Annotated in this window: 19 protein-coding genes and 1 pseudogene; 19 read left to right on the forward strand and 1 reads right to left on the reverse strand. The window is 47.2% G+C overall.

Annotation, left to right across the window (positions count from 1 at the left end; genetic code table 11):
- Positions 1-17 precede the first annotated feature (17 nt).
- From hemL to D8886_RS01285, 17 genes are all read left to right on the forward strand, one after another.
- On the forward strand, positions 18-1,316 hold the full coding sequence (gene hemL / locus D8886_RS01205) for a glutamate-1-semialdehyde 2,1-aminomutase (protein ID WP_125433979.1): 1,299 nt from the start codon (positions 18-20) through the stop codon (positions 1,314-1,316).
- Positions 1,309-1,893: a bifunctional adenosylcobinamide kinase/adenosylcobinamide-phosphate guanylyltransferase gene (cobU, locus tag D8886_RS01210; RefSeq protein WP_125336446.1), complete on the forward strand. Its 585-nt coding sequence runs from the start codon at positions 1,309-1,311 to the stop codon at positions 1,891-1,893. Before hemL ends, cobU begins: the two co-directional genes overlap by 8 nt.
- Positions 1,890-2,618 (forward strand): adenosylcobinamide-GDP ribazoletransferase, encoded by a 729-nt coding sequence (gene cobS, locus D8886_RS01215; protein WP_125433980.1) that lies wholly within the window; start codon positions 1,890-1,892, stop codon positions 2,616-2,618. Before cobU ends, cobS begins: the two co-directional genes overlap by 4 nt.
- Positions 2,615-3,187, forward strand: a complete 573-nt coding sequence (locus D8886_RS01220) for a histidine phosphatase family protein (protein ID WP_002913870.1) — start codon at positions 2,615-2,617, stop codon at positions 3,185-3,187. Before cobS ends, D8886_RS01220 begins: the two co-directional genes overlap by 4 nt.
- Before the next feature lie 55 nt (positions 3,188-3,242).
- Positions 3,243-4,346, forward strand: coding sequence for an NADH-dependent flavin oxidoreductase (locus D8886_RS01225; RefSeq protein WP_002913869.1), 1,104 nt, complete (start codon positions 3,243-3,245; stop codon positions 4,344-4,346).
- A gap of 116 nt (positions 4,347-4,462) precedes the next feature.
- Positions 4,463-6,058, forward strand: a complete 1,596-nt coding sequence (locus D8886_RS01230; protein ID WP_185760027.1) for an ABC transporter substrate-binding protein — start codon at positions 4,463-4,465, stop codon at positions 6,056-6,058.
- A gap of 3 nt (positions 6,059-6,061) precedes the next feature.
- Positions 6,062-6,844 carry an ATP-binding cassette domain-containing protein gene (locus D8886_RS01235; protein WP_125433981.1) on the forward strand — a complete coding sequence of 261 codons (783 nt, stop codon included), beginning with the start codon at positions 6,062-6,064 and terminating at the stop codon, positions 6,842-6,844.
- On the forward strand, positions 6,841-7,611 hold the full coding sequence (locus tag D8886_RS01240; RefSeq protein ID WP_125433982.1) for an ABC transporter ATP-binding protein: 771 nt from the start codon (positions 6,841-6,843) through the stop codon (positions 7,609-7,611). Before D8886_RS01235 ends, D8886_RS01240 begins: the two co-directional genes overlap by 4 nt.
- On the forward strand, positions 7,601-8,584 hold the full coding sequence (locus D8886_RS01245) for a M14 family metallopeptidase (protein WP_048772472.1): 984 nt from the start codon (positions 7,601-7,603) through the stop codon (positions 8,582-8,584). The genes D8886_RS01240 and D8886_RS01245 overlap by 11 nt, the downstream gene beginning before the upstream one ends.
- Complete coding sequence (locus D8886_RS01250; protein WP_125433983.1) at positions 8,577-9,572, forward strand: ABC transporter permease; 996 nt, start codon at positions 8,577-8,579, stop codon at positions 9,570-9,572. Before D8886_RS01245 ends, D8886_RS01250 begins: the two co-directional genes overlap by 8 nt.
- The gene (locus D8886_RS01255; protein ID WP_125433984.1) at positions 9,565-10,374 is read left to right on the forward strand and encodes an ABC transporter permease; all 810 of its coding nucleotides are present in this window, start codon (positions 9,565-9,567) and stop codon (positions 10,372-10,374) included. Before D8886_RS01250 ends, D8886_RS01255 begins: the two co-directional genes overlap by 8 nt.
- An 85-nt stretch (positions 10,375-10,459) precedes the next feature.
- Positions 10,460-12,067 (forward strand): nickel ABC transporter substrate-binding protein, encoded by a 1,608-nt coding sequence (gene nikA, locus D8886_RS01260; RefSeq protein ID WP_125433985.1) that lies wholly within the window; start codon positions 10,460-10,462, stop codon positions 12,065-12,067.
- Between the two features lie 91 nt (positions 12,068-12,158).
- Positions 12,159-13,100, forward strand: a complete 942-nt coding sequence (locus D8886_RS01265) for an ABC transporter permease (protein ID WP_125433986.1) — start codon at positions 12,159-12,161, stop codon at positions 13,098-13,100.
- Positions 13,093-13,899: an ABC transporter permease gene (locus tag D8886_RS01270; RefSeq protein WP_125433987.1), complete on the forward strand. Its 807-nt coding sequence runs from the start codon at positions 13,093-13,095 to the stop codon at positions 13,897-13,899. The genes D8886_RS01265 and D8886_RS01270 overlap by 8 nt, the downstream gene beginning before the upstream one ends.
- Positions 13,887-14,678 (forward strand): ATP-binding cassette domain-containing protein, encoded by a 792-nt coding sequence (locus tag D8886_RS01275; RefSeq protein ID WP_125433988.1) that lies wholly within the window; start codon positions 13,887-13,889, stop codon positions 14,676-14,678. The genes D8886_RS01270 and D8886_RS01275 overlap by 13 nt, the downstream gene beginning before the upstream one ends.
- On the forward strand, positions 14,665-15,375 hold the full coding sequence (locus D8886_RS01280; RefSeq protein WP_125433989.1) for an ABC transporter ATP-binding protein: 711 nt from the start codon (positions 14,665-14,667) through the stop codon (positions 15,373-15,375). The genes D8886_RS01275 and D8886_RS01280 overlap by 14 nt, the downstream gene beginning before the upstream one ends.
- A 52-nt stretch (positions 15,376-15,427) precedes the next feature.
- Positions 15,428-16,003: a flavin reductase family protein gene (locus tag D8886_RS01285; protein ID WP_002901082.1), complete on the forward strand. Its 576-nt coding sequence runs from the start codon at positions 15,428-15,430 to the stop codon at positions 16,001-16,003.
- A 32-nt stretch (positions 16,004-16,035) separates the two neighbouring features.
- On the opposite strand, the gene queG is transcribed toward D8886_RS01285, so the two are convergent.
- Positions 16,036-17,178, reverse strand: coding sequence for a tRNA epoxyqueuosine(34) reductase QueG (gene queG, locus D8886_RS01290; RefSeq protein ID WP_185761214.1), 1,143 nt, complete (start codon positions 17,176-17,178; stop codon positions 16,036-16,038).
- A 183-nt stretch (positions 17,179-17,361) separates the two neighbouring features.
- Here queG and D8886_RS01295 point away from each other — a divergent pair, with 183 nt between their 5' ends.
- Both D8886_RS01295 and D8886_RS01310 read left to right on the forward strand, forming a co-directional pair.
- Positions 17,362-18,018, forward strand: a complete 657-nt coding sequence (locus D8886_RS01295; protein ID WP_185761215.1) for a lantibiotic ABC transporter permease — start codon at positions 17,362-17,364, stop codon at positions 18,016-18,018.
- 303 nt (positions 18,019-18,321) lie between these two features.
- Positions 18,322-18,731, forward strand: a pseudogene (locus tag D8886_RS01310) (hypothetical protein); the annotation flags it as partial.

Genomic DNA, 18,731 nt, shown 5'->3' on the forward strand with positions numbered 1-18,731 from the left:
AGATAAGGAGGACCAACTTGAAGAGAGAACATTCCAACCAATATTTCACAGAGGCTCAAAAGCTCTTTCCAGGCGGGGTCAACAGTCCTGTCCGGGCTTTTAAGGCCGTTGGAGGCCATCCGCTTTTTATCGAAAAAGCCAGCGGAGCCTATCTGCATGATGTCGATGGCAACCGCTATATTGACTACGTCCTGTCTTGGGGGCCTATGATTTTGGGGCATGCTCCTAAGGATGTGTTGCCAGCAGTTGAGGAAGCTATTTGGGAGGGGACCAGCTTTGGTGCTCCTAGTCCCAGAGAGATTGCCCTCGGCCAGCTGGTGCAGGAGCGCCTGCCTTTCATGGAAAGAATGAGGATGGTCAATTCGGGAACGGAAGCGACCATGAGCGCCATTCGGGTAGCGCGTGGGGTGACCAAGCGTTCTAAAATTGTCAAATTTATCGGCTGCTATCACGGCCACAGCGATTCCTTTTTGGTTCAGGCTGGTTCAGGCTTGGCCAGCTTTGGGATTGCTGATTCTGCCGGAGTCATTGCTCAGGTAGCTTGGGAAACTCTGGCTTTGCCTTACAATGATACAGATGCTCTCAAGACTTGCTTCGAAAAGTACGGAGACGACATTGCCTGTGTCATTTTAGAAGCAGTTGCGGGCAATATGGGCTTGATTCCAGCGGATGCGGATTTTATCAGTACTATTCGCTCCCTCACTCAGGAATACGGCTCTCTCTTTATCGTGGATGAGGTCATGAGTGGTTTCCGGGCTCATTATCAGGGGGCAGTTGGCCTCTATCAGACAGAGCCGGATCTGGTCTGTTTGGGCAAGGTTATCGGTGGCGGCTTCCCAGTCGCAGCCTTTGGCGGCAAGGCCGTCTATATGGATCAGGTAGCGCCTCTAGGCAGCATCTATCAGGCTGGTACCCTGTCGGGCAATCCAGTTGCTATGACGGCCGGTTATGAAACCCTGAAACAGCTGACACCGGAGCTCTTTGCTGAGATTGAAGAGAAAACAAGCTACCTCTGTGATGGCTTGCGAAGTCTAGCCGATAAGTACAGTATTGATCTGCAAGTCGTATCAAAAGGTACCATGTTTGGCTTCTTCTTCAGTCAGAAGCCAGTCCGCAATTTTGAGGATTCTAAGGCGGCTGACCATGCTCAGTTTGCACGATTGCACGGTCTCTTGCTGGGACAAGGCATCTATCTGGCGCCATCTCAGTATGAAACCAACTTTATGTCCAGTGCCCATACTAGAGCGGATCTAGACCAGACTTTGGAAGCCTTCGAGCAGGCATTTCAAGCAATGAAAGAAGAAGCAAATGGCTAAGATTGTGTTAGTGACAGGCGGTGCCAGAAGTGGCAAGTCGGCATTCGCGGAGGATCAGTTAGCTGACCGAGAGGAAGTCTGCTACATTGCGACTGGCCTGCCCCGAGGAGAGGATCCAGAATGGCAGGAGCGGATTCGGCTGCACCAAGAGCGGCGGCCGGCTTCCTGGACAACTCAGGAGCAGTATGCAGGGCTGGCGGACTGGCTGCGAGAGCAGTCGCATCCAGTTTACCTGCTGGATTGTGCCACTCTCCTGACCAGCAATCGCCTCTTTGATTTGATTGCCCAGCATTTTCCAGACAAGCTGGAGCTGACCGAGGAACACTTTCTCAGTCGGCAGGAGCAGTCTTTCCTGCTGCAGCTCTTGGAAGAGGAGTGGAAAGAGGTCCTATCTACAATCCGTCAGACTGATGCTGAGTGCTGGATTGTAACGGACGAGGTTGGACTGGGCATTGTCCCGGAGACCAGACTAGGACGCTTTTTCCGTGATGTGCAGGGCAAGATCAACCAACTGATTGCAAAGGAGGCGAGTGAGGCTTATCTCGTTATCTGTGGCCTCGCTCAGCAGTTGAAATGATAAAGGCATTGATTATCTATACCCAATTTTTTAGCCGGATTGTGATTCCAAAGGCAGTGGATATTTCCTATCTGCGACGGGGACTTCCTTTTCTGACCCTCTTTGGCCTCTTGCTGGGTTTGATTTCAGGTGGATTTTATTTCCTGATGAGTCTAGTTCTGCCTGGAATGGTTGCTTGGGTTCTGACCCTTGCTTTCGATGTTCTGCTGACAGGTGGTTTTCACTTGGACGCTTTAGCGGATACGGCAGACGGTCTCTTCTCCTCTCGTAAGAAGGAGCGGATGCTAGAGATTATGAAGGACAGCCGCATTGGCAGCAATGGCGTTCTGGCGCTCATTCTCTACTATGCTCTGATGCTGGTTCTCTACTCTTATCTGCCAGAGCCTCGCTGGTTTATCGTGGCTAGTCTGACCATGATTGGCAAGGCTGGTCTGAGCCTACAGCTCTATCGGATGACCTATGCTAGAGAAGGTGGCGGCTCAGGAAATTTCTTCAGTGGCAGCAAGACTAGTCATATCCTGCTTGCCCAGCTTCTCCCCTTACTTTTATCTCTGTTGGTTTTCGGTTGGAGAGGTCTTCTGGCTTACGGCTTGGTATTTCTGGGAGCAATCGGCTATCGCCGGTTCGTTTATAATAAAATTGACGGCCACACAGGCGATACGCTAGGGGCCTATGTTGAAATTGCCCAGCTCCTCTATCTCTTAGGATTGGTGGTACTAGGATGAAAAGATGGTATCTGATGCGGCATGGTCAGACAGACTACAACCGCAGGCGCTGTTTCTATGGCAGCCATGATGTCTCTATCAACGGGCAAGGCCGAGCGGACGCCAAGCAGCTGGCGCTACTGATGCAGGAGCACCCAGTTGATGTGATTTACACCAGTTGTCTCAAACGGACGCAGGAAACAGCCCAGCTAGCTTTTCCAGACAGGCAAGTCCAGGCCATAGCTGATTTTGACGAGCGAGGCTTTGGGCAATGGGAAGGCTTGACAGCTGATGAGATTGAAGCGGCTTTTCCAGAAGTCTGGCAAGCTTGGTTGGAGGCCCCCTTTGAGGTCACGCCTCCTGAGGCAGAAGTTTTCTCAGACTTTCAGACCAGAGTCTGGGCAGCAACAGACCGCCTGCTAGATAGGACTGATGAGTCAATCGCTTTAGTGGCTCATTTGGGAGTCCTTCGCTTGATTTACCAGCATTTGGTTGACCGAGAGGCTGTTTTTTGGAACATTGATGTCCCCCAAGGACGAGTGCTGCTCTTGGAAGAACGGGACCAGAATTGGCAGGCGACCTTACTCTAAGGCTCTATTATTTAAAAACAAACGACATGATTTATCTTGGGAAAGAGGTGAGCAGATGAATACACAGATTCAGGATGAATTCACTTTTAAAAATGGCCAGGCCATGCGCAATCGCGTTGTCTTGGCTCCTATGACCATCTGCGCTAGTGAGCCCGGTGGCTATGTATCTCAGGCAGATATTGACTTTTTTGCCCGTCGGTCTAGGTCGGTTGGTATGGTCATTACTGGCAGTACCTATGTCCATCCTCTGGGCAAGTCCTTTGCGGAGAGCTTCAGCGGCGCCGAGGACGATAAGATTGAGGGGCTTAGCCGTCTGGCCAAGGCCATCAAGGACCAAGGGGCTCTGGCTATTGTTCAGCTCTATCACGGTGGTCGTATGGTTCTGCCTGATTTGATTGACGGTCAGCCAGTAGCACCCAGCGCTGTCAAGGCTCCGCGCGACTATCTGGCAGAGCCGAGGGCGCTCAAGAATTCTGAAGTGGAGCAGGTGATAGAGGATTTTCTGTCAGCTATCAGACGGGCCATTCAGGCTGGATTTGACGGAGTCGAGCTTCATGGCGCCAATACCTACCTGATCCAGCAGTTTGTCTCTCCTCATTCCAATGTTCGTAAGGACAAGTGGGGCGGCAGTCTTAACAACCGCCTGCGCTTTCCAAAGACCTTGCTGAAAAGAGCCAAGCAACTAGTCAAAGAAGAGGCCGACCGCCCCTTCCTGATTGGCTACCGCTTTTCTCCAGAAGAGATTGAAGAGCCAGGTATCCAGCTTTATGACACCCTGCAGTTGCTGGAGCAGCTCATCTATCATCAAGTGGACTATCTACATATTTCGACCTCTGATGTCTGGCGCTCGTCTATCAGAGATTCTCAGGACTCAGAGCCAGTGATTCAGAAAATTATCAAAAAAATTAATGGTAGAGTACCCCTTATTGGTGTCGGTCAGATAAAGACCAAGCAGGATGCCCAGCTAGTATTGGATGCGGGGATTCCGCTCTTTGCCCTCGGCAAGGCCCTGCTCCTAGACCCAGACTGGGCTGAAAAGGTTGTCTCCGGCCGAGAGGAAGAAGTCATCCGAACTTATCGCGATGAGTTGCAGGCTGACCTGGCTTTGCCAACTGCCTTTGTCGAAGATGCTAGAAGCTATCTGGAAGGAAAAGATTAAGACAAGCACATCCCCAAGGAGGAAAGAGGATGAGCAATCATTTGTTTTTCACTCGTCTGCTCTCTCATCTTCAGGACATAGAACCACCTTAGACAGAGAGCGAAGCGTATTTAGATTTGACTAGGACAGAACGTCTAAAAGTAGTTTACAAAATAGAAAAGGAATTTGAATATTTTATGAAATATTTTAAAAAAATAATGGTTTTAGCCTTGGCAGGCCTAGCCCTAGCTTCCTGTGTAAACCCTAGCAAAACCAGCGAGTCTGCTAGCGATGGTGACAGCAAGACTGTAACTATCGGCTATACTCAATTTCCAGAAAATATTGACCCAGCAGCGGAATACAATGGCTGGTTCACGGTCCGTTACGGAGTGGGAGAAACCCTCTTTAAGATGGACGACAAACTTGAGGTGAAACCTTGGTTGGCTGAGAAAATCGAAGCAGTATCAGACCTAGAGTGGAAAATTACCCTCAAGGATAAGGTTGTCTTCCAAAATGGTGAAAAAATGACCGGTGAAAAGGTCAAAGCTTCTCTAGAACGCCTGGTTGAGAAGAGTGAGCGGGCAGCTGCCGATCTGAGCATTGACAGCATATCTGCAGAGGGTCAAACTGTGACCATCAAGACAAAGGCTGTGCAGCCGATCATGGCTAATCTCTTGGCAGAGCCCTACTCCGCTATTGTGGATACGACTGGCAAGAGCGCATCTGATAAGGCTCCTGTCGGAACTGGACCTTACATGGTGACCAAGTACACTCCTGAGAGCGGAGCAGAGCTCAAGGCTTATGACGACTACTGGGATGGCAAGCCCAAAGTTGCTAATCTGAAGATTAAATACTTCTCTGATCCGACAGCTATTTCTGCAGCCCTCAAGTCTAAGGAAGTCGATGCCGTCTATGGTCTGCCTTATGCAAATCTAAGTACTTATGCTTCCGATAAGAACTACAAAATTTCTGAAGTAGAAGGTTCCCGCTACCTAGCTTACTATTATAACTTCGAAAATCCTTACGTAGCAGATGACAAGTTCCGTCAGGCTTTAGATACCTTGGTAGACAAGAAGACCTACTCTGAATCCCTCTTTAAAGGCTCAGCTGTGCCAGCTGTTGGACCTTTCCCTACAGGCTTTGCCTTTGCCCTGCAAAAGAGCGTCCATGAATTTAACGTAGACAAGGCTAAGAAACTCTTGGATGAAGCTGGCTACAAGGATACTGACGGCGATGGCTACCGTGAAAAAGACGGTCAAAAAGTCAGCATTGAGCTGCTGTCCTTCACTCGTCTGCCTGAAATGCCGCTGGCTGTAGAAGCAAGCCAACAACAGCTTAAGGAAGTCGGAATTGAAGCGACTATTAAGAAAGTTGAAGTCAGTGCCGTTGCCAGTGAAAAGGACTATGCCTTCACGCCTTACGCAGTAGTAGCAGCTCCTATTGGTGATCCGTATGCCTTCTTCAACAGCGCTGTTAAGACAAACGGAGCAGCTAATATCGGTCACTACAGCAACCCAGAAGCAGACAAGAAAATCGAAGAGCTGGCGACTGAAACGGATCCAGCTAAGCGCAATCAGCTCAGCAAGGAAATCCAAGAAATCATGGATAAGGACTACGGCTTTACCATTATCGGCTTCTTCAAGGTCGCTCTGGTAATGGACAAGTCCGTCTCTGGTTTGGAATCCCATCCAACAGACTACTATCACGTCAGCAACAAACTATCAAAGGAATAAAGCATGCTGGAAATGAAAGATCTGCTGGTGCAGTCAGCAGATAAAGTCATTCTCGATCGGGTCTCCCTCTCTCTTGCAGAGGGGGAGTCCCTTTCGATTGTGGGCGAGAGTGGCAGTGGCAAGTCTACCCTGCTCAAGATGCTGCTGGGCCTCCCTCATAGGGGGCTGACAGTGACAGAGGGCAGTATTACCTTTGAGGGGCAGGAAATTCAGCCCCAGGACCACCGCATTTATCTGCCTTTTGTGGGCCGAGAAGTGGCCTGGATTAGTCAGCATGCCAGTCTCAGCTTCAATAACCGCCGTAAGATCAAAAAGCATTATCAGGACTTGGTGAAAAATCAGGGCCAGAAAGCAGCAAATCTCCGTCCCTTGGAAGAATGCCTAGAGATGGTGGGGCTGCTGCCTGAAAAAGTCGTCAATAAGTATCCTTTCGAGCTCAGTGGCGGTATGATGCAGCTGGTCGGTGTAGCGCTAGCTCTAGCCAGCAGGCCCAAACTATTGCTGGCTGATGAGCCGACTAGCGCTCTGGATGTCCTGTCGAAAATGAAGCTGCTTAATCTCTTGAGCCAGCTTCATCAAGAGGAAAACATGGCCATTCTCTTTGTCACACATGATATCAGCGTAGCTGAGCATCTGGCGCAAAAGGTAGTGGTCATGAAGGAAGGACAGATTGTCGAAAGCGGTCCAGCCCATCAAGTTCTCCGCCATCCTGAGCAGGCCTACACCCAGAAATTGCTGAAGGCTGTGCCCAAGCTGGCAGAGTTTAGAGAAGGGGAGCAGCTATGAGTCAAGTATTGGTCGGTCGCCAGCTGACCTACGAGTATGGTCAGATTGGTAATCGGAGAATTGGTGTCTTTGATATTGATATTAGCTTGGAAAAGGGACGAGCTATGGGGCTGGTCGGAGAGTCAGGATCTGGCAAGAGTACCATTGCCAATCTTATCTGTCGCTTTTTAAAGCCAGATCAAGGGGAGCTGACTCTACTAGGCAAGCCAGTCTCTGCCTACAAGGATAGGGAATACTATGCTCGGGTCCAGTACATTGCCCAGCAGCCCCAGTCGATCTTTCATCCCAAGCGCAGCATTCAGCAGAGCCTAGAAGAGGTCTGTCGAAACTTTTCTTTCTATCAGCAGCCGTCTGATAGGAAGCAAGTCATCCATGACTTGCTGAGATCGGTTGGTCTGACACCTGAGCTTGCTCAGAGGCTGCCACACCAGCTGAGCGGAGGAGAATGTCAGCGGGCAGCTATTGCCCGTGCCTTGCTGATTAATCCCGATGTGCTCATCTGCGATGAAATCACCAGTGCTCTGGATGTGACTGTTCAGTATGAAGTCATGCAGCTGCTGGCAGATATCAAGAAGCGTTCGCAGACCTCCTTTCTCTTCATCTCTCATGACATCGCACTGGTCAGCAATTTTGCGGAAGATTTGGTCGTCCTCAAGGACGGAATCGTGCAGGAGAAGGGCAGCATGCGAGAGGTCGTCTCTGCTCCCAAGAGTGACTATACCAAGCTCCTACTCAGTCAGTACAGGGAGGATAAAGATGAGGATTAAGCAACAACTAGACTCTATGGCTCCATGCAGTAGCTATCAGGGAAGTCTGCCTATCACGGATGAGCTGGCTATCCAGTACACTCTGCTCAAAGGACAGGCCTCCCAGCCCTTGCTGACCATCAGTGCTGCAGTCCATGGCTGTGAGTATGTCGGGGTTAAGGCGCTGATGGACTTGGCGCATGAATGGGACTTTAACTTTCAGGGCTCTGTCCTCCTCCTGCATGCAGTCAATGTCAGCGGCTTCTGGGCTCGGGAGACGACACTTGTACCTGAGGACGGCCTCAATCTGAACAGGATTTTTCAGGATCAAGAGCCAGTTTCCAGCCTCAGCTATCAGATTCGGTCTGTGATTGAGAGTCAGGTCTTTAGTGTCAGTGATTTCCTCATTGACCTGCACAGTGGCAATCGGGAAGAACTGCTGACACCGCATGGTTACTACTCTCTGCGGGCAAATCCAGAGGTGATGGAAAAGTCCTATCAGATGCTGCAGGCTTCTGGGACACCGATAATCTACCAATCTCAGGACCGCGGCAATCTCTACCACGCTGCCTCAGTAGACTATGGACTGCCTAGCATCCTGCTGGAGCAGGGGGAAAATGGCACCTGTCTGCCAGAGGATGTTCTGGCTATGAAGGAGTCAGTCAAACAAGTCGCCCGCTATCTTTTTGAAGGGACCATGCCTTATTATAAGCAGGCGCCGCTGATCTTTGACGACAGTTACTATCTGACCTGTCAGAGGTCGGGCTGCTGGATGTGCTTTGTCCGGCCCAATCAAACAGTACAGGCTGGTCAGGTCATTGGCGAAATCTGTGATATTTATGGCAATATTTTAGAAAAGGTGACTGCCAAGGAAGACGGTCTGGTCCTCTACCAGAAAGCGACCCTGGTCGTCCACCAAGGCGAAGTGCTGCTGGCCGTTGCCAGCAAGAAGCCTGAAAGCTACCAGACATCTGAAAGGGAGGCGCATGATTAAATTTATTATCAAAACGATTCTGCAATTCGTCCTCATCCTGCTCTGCGTCAGCTTTATCTCCTTTTTGCTGGTTTATCTAGCACCGGGAGATCCGGCTGAGAGTATCCTCAATGCTCAGGGTATTCCTTTTACCAAGGAATTGCTGGAAATCAAGCGGGCTGAGATGGGCCTGAATGGCAGCTTTATGGAGCAATATCTGGCCTGGCTGGTCAGGATTGTCCATGGCGACTTTGGTGTGACCTATAATTCCGGAGCTTCGGTCTGGGAGCAGCTGGTTTTCTATTTTCCCAATACAGTCTACCTAGCTTTTTATACCCTGCTAGCAACTCTGGGAATTTCCCTGCCGACAGCTCTCTACACATCCTACCATGCTGGAAAGCCGGTTGACCGCTTCTTGATGGCAGGTCTGGCTTTTCTGAATGCCATTCCTAGCTTTGTTATGGGGATTATCCTGATTCTGATCTTTTCTGTTCAGCTGCACTGGCTTCCCATTCAGGCAACGGCCAATGAGCTGGGCTTAGTCTTGCCAGTCATAACACTGGCCATGATCATGTCCACTCGCTATATTCCGCAGCTGCGGACCGCTTTGATAGAAGTGTTGCATTCGCCAGAAGTTGAAGGTGCGCGTGGTCGGGGGATTCGAGAGGGGCATATTCTGCTGCATGACGTGATTTACAATGTCCTGCCCTTTCTTCTCACCTTAGTCAGCCTTTCTCTTGGCTCGCTCTTGGGTGGTGTAGCTATTATTGAGCATCTCTTTTCCTGGCCGGGCATCGGTAAGATGCTGATTGGCGTAGTTGCCAAGCGGGATTATCCCCTCATTCAGGGTGCGGTCCTCTTTATCACAGCTGGGGTCTTGACTGTAAATCTAGTCTTTCAGCTGCTCACGGTTTGGCTCAATCCTCGCGTCCGACTGACTCAGGAAAATCCCAAACTGCTGCCGCGTATGAAGAAATTAAAAGCAAGCAAGGAGGGTTCGTATGGATAAGAAAATCAATCGAAAACTCCTGGTCTTGGGCGGTCTCATCGTCCTGGCCCTGATCCTATCCTCCTTGGCTCCTCATCTCTTGGGTGACAGTTTAACCAAGGTCAATCTGGGCCAAGCCTTGCAAGGGCCGAGCAGCAGTGAGTGGTTCGGAACGGACGCTCTGGGACGGTCTGTCTTTGCGCGTGCAGTGAGCGGGGGTGCGGAAACAGTCCTGCCAGCCCTGATGATTCTGATGCTGATTGCGGCGGTAGGCTCCTTTATCGGGGTAACCAGCGCCTTCATCGGCGGGAAATTCGACCAGCTCATCTTACTGGTTATCACGGCTTTTCAGTCTTTCCCATCTATCATTTTGGTCATTGCCATCGTCAGTATCTTGGGCATCGGTCTCCAGCAGACCCTCATCGCTATCTGCCTGACGGCCTGGACCAAGTATGCCTACCTGATGCGCTCCATGACCCTGCAGTTGAAAAATGAACCCTATATCCAGTCCTCTAAAATGTATGGCAATAGTTTTTGGACAACTCTGAAAAACTATTATTTCCCTAGTCTATTTCCACAGATTCTGACGACCATGAGCTTTGACATCAGCACCATTATCATGGAAATCGCTGGTCTCAGCTTTGTCGGCTTGGGAGCTCAGGCACCGTCGCCTGAGTGGGGAGCCATGATTAATGACGGCCGGATTTACATTCAGGAAGCCCCTTGGATTGTGGTCTTTCCTTGTATCTTGCTGATTCTGACCATTCTCCTCTTTACCAAGTTCGGAGATGCTCTCAACAGCAAGTACAATCGCATGAGTTAATCATCAAAAAAACATAAACTGCAGCCCCCTATCTCTTGGGACTGCGATCATAAAAATATGAATACAAGAAAGTGATTCAATAAAAATGAGAAAAAAACTATTTTTATTAGTTGTCCTCTTGCTGCCTTTATTCTTGGTAGCCTGCCAGCAAAACTCAAACTCTTCCAAACAAGCCAATGAGAAAGACAAACTCACTATGGTCTGGGGAGAGGACTTTGGGGATGTCAATCCTCACCGCTACAATCCAGACCAATTTGTCATTCAGGATATGGTCTATGAGGGCCTAGTCCGCTACGGTGACAATGGGAAAATCGAGCCAGCCTTAGCTGAAAGCTGGGATATCAGCGAAGATGGTAAAACCTATACCTTCAAGCTGAGAAAGGCAAAATTCTCAGACGACTCTGACTTTAACGCAGAAAATGTCAAACGGAATTTCGATACTGTCTTTTCAGAGGAAAACAAGAAAAACCACACTTGGTTTGACTTCACCAATCAGCTGGAAAGCTATCGAGTTGTAGATGATCATACCTTTGAGATTAAACTCAAACAAGCCTACAGTGCGACTCTCTATGATTTATCAATGATTCGTCCGATTCGCTTCATAGCTGATGCTGCCTTCCCTGACGGAGACGACACGACCAAGGACAATCTCAAAAAGCCAATCGGAACCGGTCAATGGGTTGTCAAAGACAAGAAGCCAAACGAGTACATTACCTTTACCCGTAACGAAAATTACTGGGGCGAAAAGCCTAAACTGAAAGAAGTAACAGTCAAGATTATTCCAGATCCACAAACCCGTGCTCTTGAGTTTGAGTCTGGCAATGTTGACTTGATCTATGGAAATGGCGTTATCGGTCTGGATAACTTTGCCAAGTATGCCAAGGATGACAAGTACACGACAGACGTATCTCAGCCAATGTCCAGCCGCCTCATGCTTTTGAATGCTAAACAGGAAATCTTTAAAGACAAGACTGTCCGTCAGGCTATGAACCATGCGGTTGATAAGAAGTCTATCGCGAAAGACATTTTCCGCGGAACAGAAACACCAGCTGATACCATCTTCTCTAAATCTACCCCTCACTCTGACGCCAATCTGACTCCCTATGAATATGACATCAAACTGGCTGAAAAGATGCTGGATCAAGCAGGCTGGAAGAAAGGCTCTGACGGTATTCGTGAAAAAGATGGCAAGAAATTAAGTCTAAATGTTCCTTATATTTCGTCTAAGGCGACAGACAAGGACTTGGTTGAGTACTTCCAAGGCGAATGGAAGAAAATCGGAATCGACGTTCAGCTTAAAGCGATGGAAGAAGATGACTATTGGGAAAATATTAAGACTGGCGACTTTGATTTGATGCTAACCTTCTCTTGGGGAGCACCTTGGGATCCACATGCTTGGATGACTGCCCTGACTTCACCAGCTGACCATGGCCACCCAGAAAATGTTTCCCTAGAAGCTCTGCCATCTAAGCCAGAAATTGATAAAATTATCAAGGCAACTCTGGTCGAACCAGACGAGGCAAAAGTCGATGAAGGTTATAAGAAAGTCCTCACCATGCTCCACGATGAAGCTATCTATATTCCAATCACTTACCAGTCCGTTGTTTCCGTCTACCGCAAGGGAGAACTCGAAGGCATGCGCTTTGCCCCAGAAGAAAATGCTTTCCCACTGCGCTATATTGAGAAAAAATAAAAGCTGACTTCATAACTGCAAATTTTAATATAAAGGGAGTAGTGCTGCTAAGTTGAAAAGCTTATCAGCCGCCCCTTTTCTTTTAAGGACTATGAAAAAAGATTTATTTAAAAAAATAGTTTCTTTCTTAGCTGCTCTATTGATGATATCAGTATTGACCTTTCTCTTGGCCAAGCTATCCTCGGCGGATCAAGCAGAAAATTATCTAAGGGTATCTAAGATTCAAGTGACTCCTCAATCCTTGGAAAAAGCCAGAGAATATCTGGGACTCAATCAACCTTGGCCCCAGCAGTATCTAGGCTGGCTGACTAAGGCTCTTCGTGGGGATTTTGGGACATCTTATCTATTAAAGGTTCCTGTCCTGCCCCTGGTGTTGGAGCGTTTCCAGTCCACCCTTTCTCTGGGCTTGACTTCCTTTGCCCTCATTTTGCTTACGTCTATTCCTTTGGGAATTTTTAGTGCAGTCTACAAGGGTTCTCTCTTTGATAAGGTCAATCGCTTTCTATCCTTTTCCAGCGTTTCCATGCCCAGCTTTTGGCTAGGTTACATGCTGATTGTGATTTTTGCTGTTCAGCTCAGATGGCTGCCAGTTTCGGGCAAGCAGGATTTTAGCAGCTTGATTCTTCCCAGTCTGACCCTTAGTATGTCATTGATTGGCCAATATACCGCCTTGATCCGTAAGGCCGTGATAGAACAGATGAAGAGTGTCCATGTTGAAAATGCCCTCCTGCGCGGAGTCAGCAAGTTCTTCCTGGTCAAGAATCATCTCTTGAGAAATTCCCTGCCAGCCATTGCGACAGGCCTGAGCCTGACCTTGGTCTATCTTCTGACAGGCTCCTTGATTGTCGAAGAAGTCTTCTCTTGGAATGGTGTCGGCTCTCTCTTTGTGGATGCTTTGCAGGCTGTGGATCTACCCATCATCCAGTGCTGTATGCTTTTATTTGGCCTATTATTCTTGGGAAATAATATTCTAACCCAGCAGCTGACGCTCTGGATAGACCCTAGAGTCAGAAAAAGGAGGAGCAATGTCTAAACGATTTATTTTTTCAAGTGTCATTTTGCTGGCCCTCTTCATCTGTGCTCTCTTTGCTCCCTATCTATCGAGTTTCGACCCCCAGCAAGTAGAGATCTCAAACAAACTAATGGCACCTGATGCTGTTCATCTGCTGGGAACCGATCAGCTGGGCAGAGATGTCTTGTCTCGTCTGCTGCACGGGTCTCGTTATTCCCTCTTTTTATCTTTGACTATCAGTCTGCTGGAAGTGGTCATCGGTGTAACAGTCGGCTTGCTGATCGGATGGTACCAAGGAAAGGCGGAAGCGACCTTCTTATGGTTTGCAAATGTTATTTCCGCCTTTCCTAGCTTCCTGCTATCGCTAGCTACAGTTGGGATATTGGGACAGGGAATGACGAATATGATTTTAGCCATTGTCATCATAGAGTGGGTCTATTATGCTCGGGTGACGGCCAATCTAGTCAAGAGTGCCAAAGAGGAAGCCTATGTCATTTCTGCCCAGACCATGGGACTCTCTCAGATTCATATCCTCAAAACTCATATCCTGCCCTTTATCTACAAGCCTATTTTGATTATTGTGCTGATGAATATTGGGAATATCATTCTCATGATTTCTGGTTTTTCCTTCTTGGGAATCGGTGTACAACCCAACATTACCGAGTGGGGCATGATGCTGCATGACGCTAGAAGCCATTTTCAAACGGCAACTTGGATGATGCTGGCGCCCGGCCTGGCTATCTTTCTGACGGTGGTTGCCTTTAATCTTTTTGCCGAATGCTTTGAAGAGAAAGGCTGGAAACAGATATGGAAAAAATAGCAGTAAAGAAACTGACAGCTCAAATCGAGCAAAAGACCATTCTGCAGGACATCAGCTTTGAAGTGGAGGCAGGGCAGTCTCTGGTCATTATTGGGGAAAGTGGGTCTGGCAAAACCCTCTTGACCAAGATATTGATTGGCCAGCTGCCTCCATCCTTGAGTGTGCAAGGAGAAGTTCACTACGGTTCTATGTCTCTGGAGCGCAATTCTCTCAAGGACTGGCAGCAGCTGCGAGGCAGTCAAGTAGCCTATATGTCTCAAAATCCGATGGCTATGTTCAATCCCTTTCAGACCATTCAAAGCCATTTTTGGGAAACTCTGCGCAGCCATAGCAAGATTTCAAAAAGCGCTTGTCTGGCTAAGGCCGTAACCTCTATGAAAGAGGTCAGACTGGGAGAGCCGGAAGAGCTTTTGAAGAAATATCCTTTTGAGCTCAGCGGCGGTATGCTGCAGCGGGTCATGCTGGCTATCTTGCTTTGCTTAGAGCCAGAGATCATCATTTTGGATGAGCCTACTTCGGCGCTTGACATCCACAATCGCGAGCAGATTATCCTCATCTTAAAGGAGCAGCTGGCTAAAGGAAAGACTCTCATCACAGTGACCCATGATTATCATTTGGCGCAGGAGCTGGGAGGTAAAATGCTTGTCATGTATCAGGGGGCTATCATGGAGGAAGGGCCGGTATCCAAGCTCCTCGAAAATCCTTCGCAACCCTATAGCCAAGACCTTATCTTAGGAAATCCATACGAACGGTTGGTGAGACAAGATGCTGGAATGTAGACATGTATTTAAAAAATTCGACGGCAAAATGGTTGTTAAAGACTGCGATTTCACCGTCCAGAAGGCTGAAATTATCGGTCTGATGGGCGAGAGCGGCAGTGGCAAGAGCACACTGGCTAAATTGCTGATTGGTCTAGAAAAGCCCAGTCAAGGACAGGTCTTACTGGATGGCCAGCCCTACTCAGTCAAAAAGTCTGGGGTGAGAATTCTGCTGGTCTTTCAGGACTCGCTCCATTCAGTCAATCCACACTTTACAGTCGAGCAGGTCTTGACAGAGGCTCTGCCAAAAGATGTGGCTAGAGAAGAGATAGAAGCCATTCTAGAAGACGTCGGTCTGGATAAAAGCTATCTGACTCAGCCAGCGCGCCAGCTCAGTGGCGGCCAGCTCCAACGGATTTGCATCGCCCGTGGCCTGCTCTTAAAGCCAGATGTTCTCATCTTTGATGAGGCTCTGAGCGGTCTGGATCCCATTGTTCAGGGAAGGTTGTTACGCCTCTTATATGATTTGTGGGAGAAATATCAGCTGACCTATCTTTTCATCTCGCATGATTTCAAGCTGAGCTACGCTCTCTGCCATCGGATTTTGGTCATGGCAGACGGGGAAATCGTTGATGAGATAAAGGACTTTGAGCTTCCTATTCAAGCTCATCACCCCGTGACAAAAAAGTTGATAGGCGACAAGGGATATTTTAGCTGATGCATACCCCAGCCAGCTGATCTATTTTAAAATTAAAAATAAAGGAACATATATGAAACGTACTTTTGAAACGAGAAAACTTTACTTCGGCTTTCCGGTCTTCTTTTTAGGCTATAAGGACGATGTGCACGGTTATAATATTTCGACTTCAAGCTCGGTTTATTCCTTGGGCAGTATGATGGTTATTGCCATGCGTACCAAGGGAAATGCCATTACAGAGATTACCAAGCACCAGCAATTCACAGTCAATGTCCCAGAGAAGGATTTGACCAAAGAGTCTGAAATTGCTGGCTTCAACAGCCGCAAGGACAAGTTTGCCCTGACCGGTCTTAGCTATACAATTGGCGAGACGGTGGATGCTCCGCTGGTAGACCAATGCCCTGTATCCATTGAGTGTCAGGTGCTGGATATGGTCGAATGCGGTGCCTTGACCAATGTCATCGCCCGTGTCACTCGGCGTGTGGTAGATGAGGACTTGATTGATGAGAATGACGCTTTCCGCAGTGACCGCTTTTCTCCTATCAGCTACATGGGAGATGGCGATGGACGGCTTTACCGCTATTTCAGCGACGAGTCAGTCAAGATGGGATCCATTATCAAAGAAATCCGCAAACAAGAAGAAAAATAAAGAAACCGCTGAGATATTTAGGTCTCAGCGGTTTAGTTTTCTATCACTAGTTTTTCTTTTAGGCCAAATTTCTCTAGAAAACGGTCTTGCTCTTCTTGGATTTGCGGTGTTGGATTTTTGATGCCCATGACCAGTTCTATCATTTCTGGATGTACCTCACGCGCCAGCTGACCCAGAGCCCAGATAGCTGTAGCGACATGAATCGGATTTTGCCCCTTGTCGATAATTTCCAGCATTTTGGGAATGGCAGAGCGATCATTGGCATTTGCCAGAGCTATAATGGCATTGCGCTGCAGGATGTTTTTCCCCCGCCAGCTGCCGGCCACATGACCGAATTTCTCCTTAAACTGACCGTTGGAAAGCTCCAAGAAAGGCAGGAGCTCGGGATGAGAAAGGTCGGGGTCAATTTCTGTTGCCAGAGGATTATCCAATCCTTTATTGTAAGGGCAGCAGATTTGGCAGATATCACAGCCATAGATGACAGTCTTAATCTTCTTGCGAAATTCCAGATCCATGACGCCCTTGTCCTGAGTCTGAAAGGACAGACAGCGCTTGGCATTCATGCTGCCATCGCCAATCAGGCAGGAAGTAGGGCAGGCTGTCACGCAGCGATTGCAGTCTCCGCATCCGTAGTCGACAGGCTGATCAGGCTCGATGTCCAGATTGGTGATGAGCTCTCCCAAAAACATATAGGAGCCAAATTCCTTGGAGATGACCAAGCCGTTCTTGCCGATAAAGCCGATTCCTGCTCTTTGGGCTACGGCGGTATCGACCAAGGCGCCCGTGTCCACCATGCCCTTGTATTCAAAGTCAGCGGTCAGTTCCTCAATTCCCTTGGCAAGCCGGTCCAGCTTGTCCTGTAGGACATAATGGTAGTCCAGCCCCCAGCTGTTAGGGGTAAATTTCCCACGTTTATAGGCCGTTTTCTGAGGCTGCTGCTTGAGCTTGTGGGGGTAGGCGACTGCGATAGAGATGATAGTCTTGGCTGAAGCCAGACTCAGCTTGGGCTTGATTCGTTCCTCAATATTCTTGTGTTCAAATCCTGAATTTCGCCCTTCGTCTACAGCCGAGAGCAGTGATTTCTCCAGATAGTCGAAATCATCCGCTGTCGTAAAGCCAATCTTAGAAATCCCAATGTCTTTTGCTAAGTTAATAATTTCTTCTTTGATGTTCATCCCTACTATTATAGCGGAAAAATGCCAACTTGGCGAATGATTGAGAAAGGGAACTATCCTATAGAACTATACCTATAGTTTTATAAGACTTCCTTAGCCTATATACTGTATGATATAATGAAATGTGGAATTTTTTTATAGAAAATTTCGCGAAGTTTAGGGGAAATTTTATAAAGTTAAACAATGGGAGTTTACAAAATGAAAAAGAGATATTATGAATTTTTGAATGTTCTTGTTACGGATTGTAATCCAATCAGAAACTTAGATTTTTATAAGGCTGGTTTAGTTGAGTTATTTTTCATCTCACTGGTATTTATCGTTTCTATTTTCTTACGTGGTGAGATGCATCATCTGAGCATGATAGTCATGAATTTTACTATCGTTCACACGCTTATTTTGTTCCTGGCCTTTTTACTCTTCCAAAAGTTTTTTGATATTAAAGCCTTGCAGCTCATTCCGACCAGCTCTTACCTATTTCTGCATTTTGAATTGCTTTTTTGGGGCTCCATCTTTTTTGGTGAGAACCACTTAGCATTTTTTATGATTTTTATCATACTCAGCTTGTCTTATCAGTTGATTAATTTGCTCTATCAGATGGTGATCGTTTCAAAATTGAGATATTTTGAACAGAAACAAAAGATCAATATTTTGCAGATTCACGCCATCGTCCTGTGCTGCTTGTCAGCAGCAGTAGCAGTCATCACTCGCTTGTTTATGCTGTCAGGACTCTATATGATTATTGCCTTGGTAGGCTTGAGTATCGCATTGACGCCCTTGTATCTATTGGGCTATGCACAAGTTTTCACAGGCTGGAGAAATCAAGTGCCTGAAAAATGGTAGAATTAAAGGGGATTGTTGAAGAAACGATTTCCCTTTTTTTATTAAGAGGGAAGCTGGAAATATGAACGTATCCTCTAGAACTAGATTGTTTATCAAGAATGATTTAAAATGGATAAGAGTAATTAATGCTGAGAAGTTTAGAAGAAACAAAAATATCAATACAGGAGTTGCGAAATGAAGAAAAAATATTACGATTTTTTGAATATGATTATTATAGATTATAGTCCAATAAATAATTCAGATTTTTACAAATCTTTTCTAATAGAACTAATGGCTTAAACTAGTGGAAGGGTGGTCTCGTTAATGGTAAAGATAAATAGAAAAGATAAAGTAAATATCACTAATATAGAAAAAGAAAGATACCATGGTCCATTGATTACACATGGTGTCAGTTTAGGTTATATTAAATTATATCCATGGATTGGTTTGGCATTAAGCGGTTTTATGTATTTGGTTGGAAGTTATGAAGATTATCTAGGTATCTTTAAAGGGCTTTCTTTGCTTTGCGGTGTTGTGAATATATTGGGTATTATCATTTCTTTTATTTCCTATTTAATAAATGCATGGAAGGTTTTAACATATTATTTAATAGCCCTCACAGTGTTAAGCTTAGTGATAGGTCTAAATTTTATTGGTTTACTAATGGTTATTTCAGACGGTAGTCCTATAGGAGGCAAGGAGATATATCAATCCCCTCTCACTCCATTTTATGT

The sequence above is a fragment of the Streptococcus sanguinis genome, assembly GCF_003943655.1.
Taxonomy (GTDB): domain Bacteria; phylum Bacillota; class Bacilli; order Lactobacillales; family Streptococcaceae; genus Streptococcus; species Streptococcus sanguinis_F.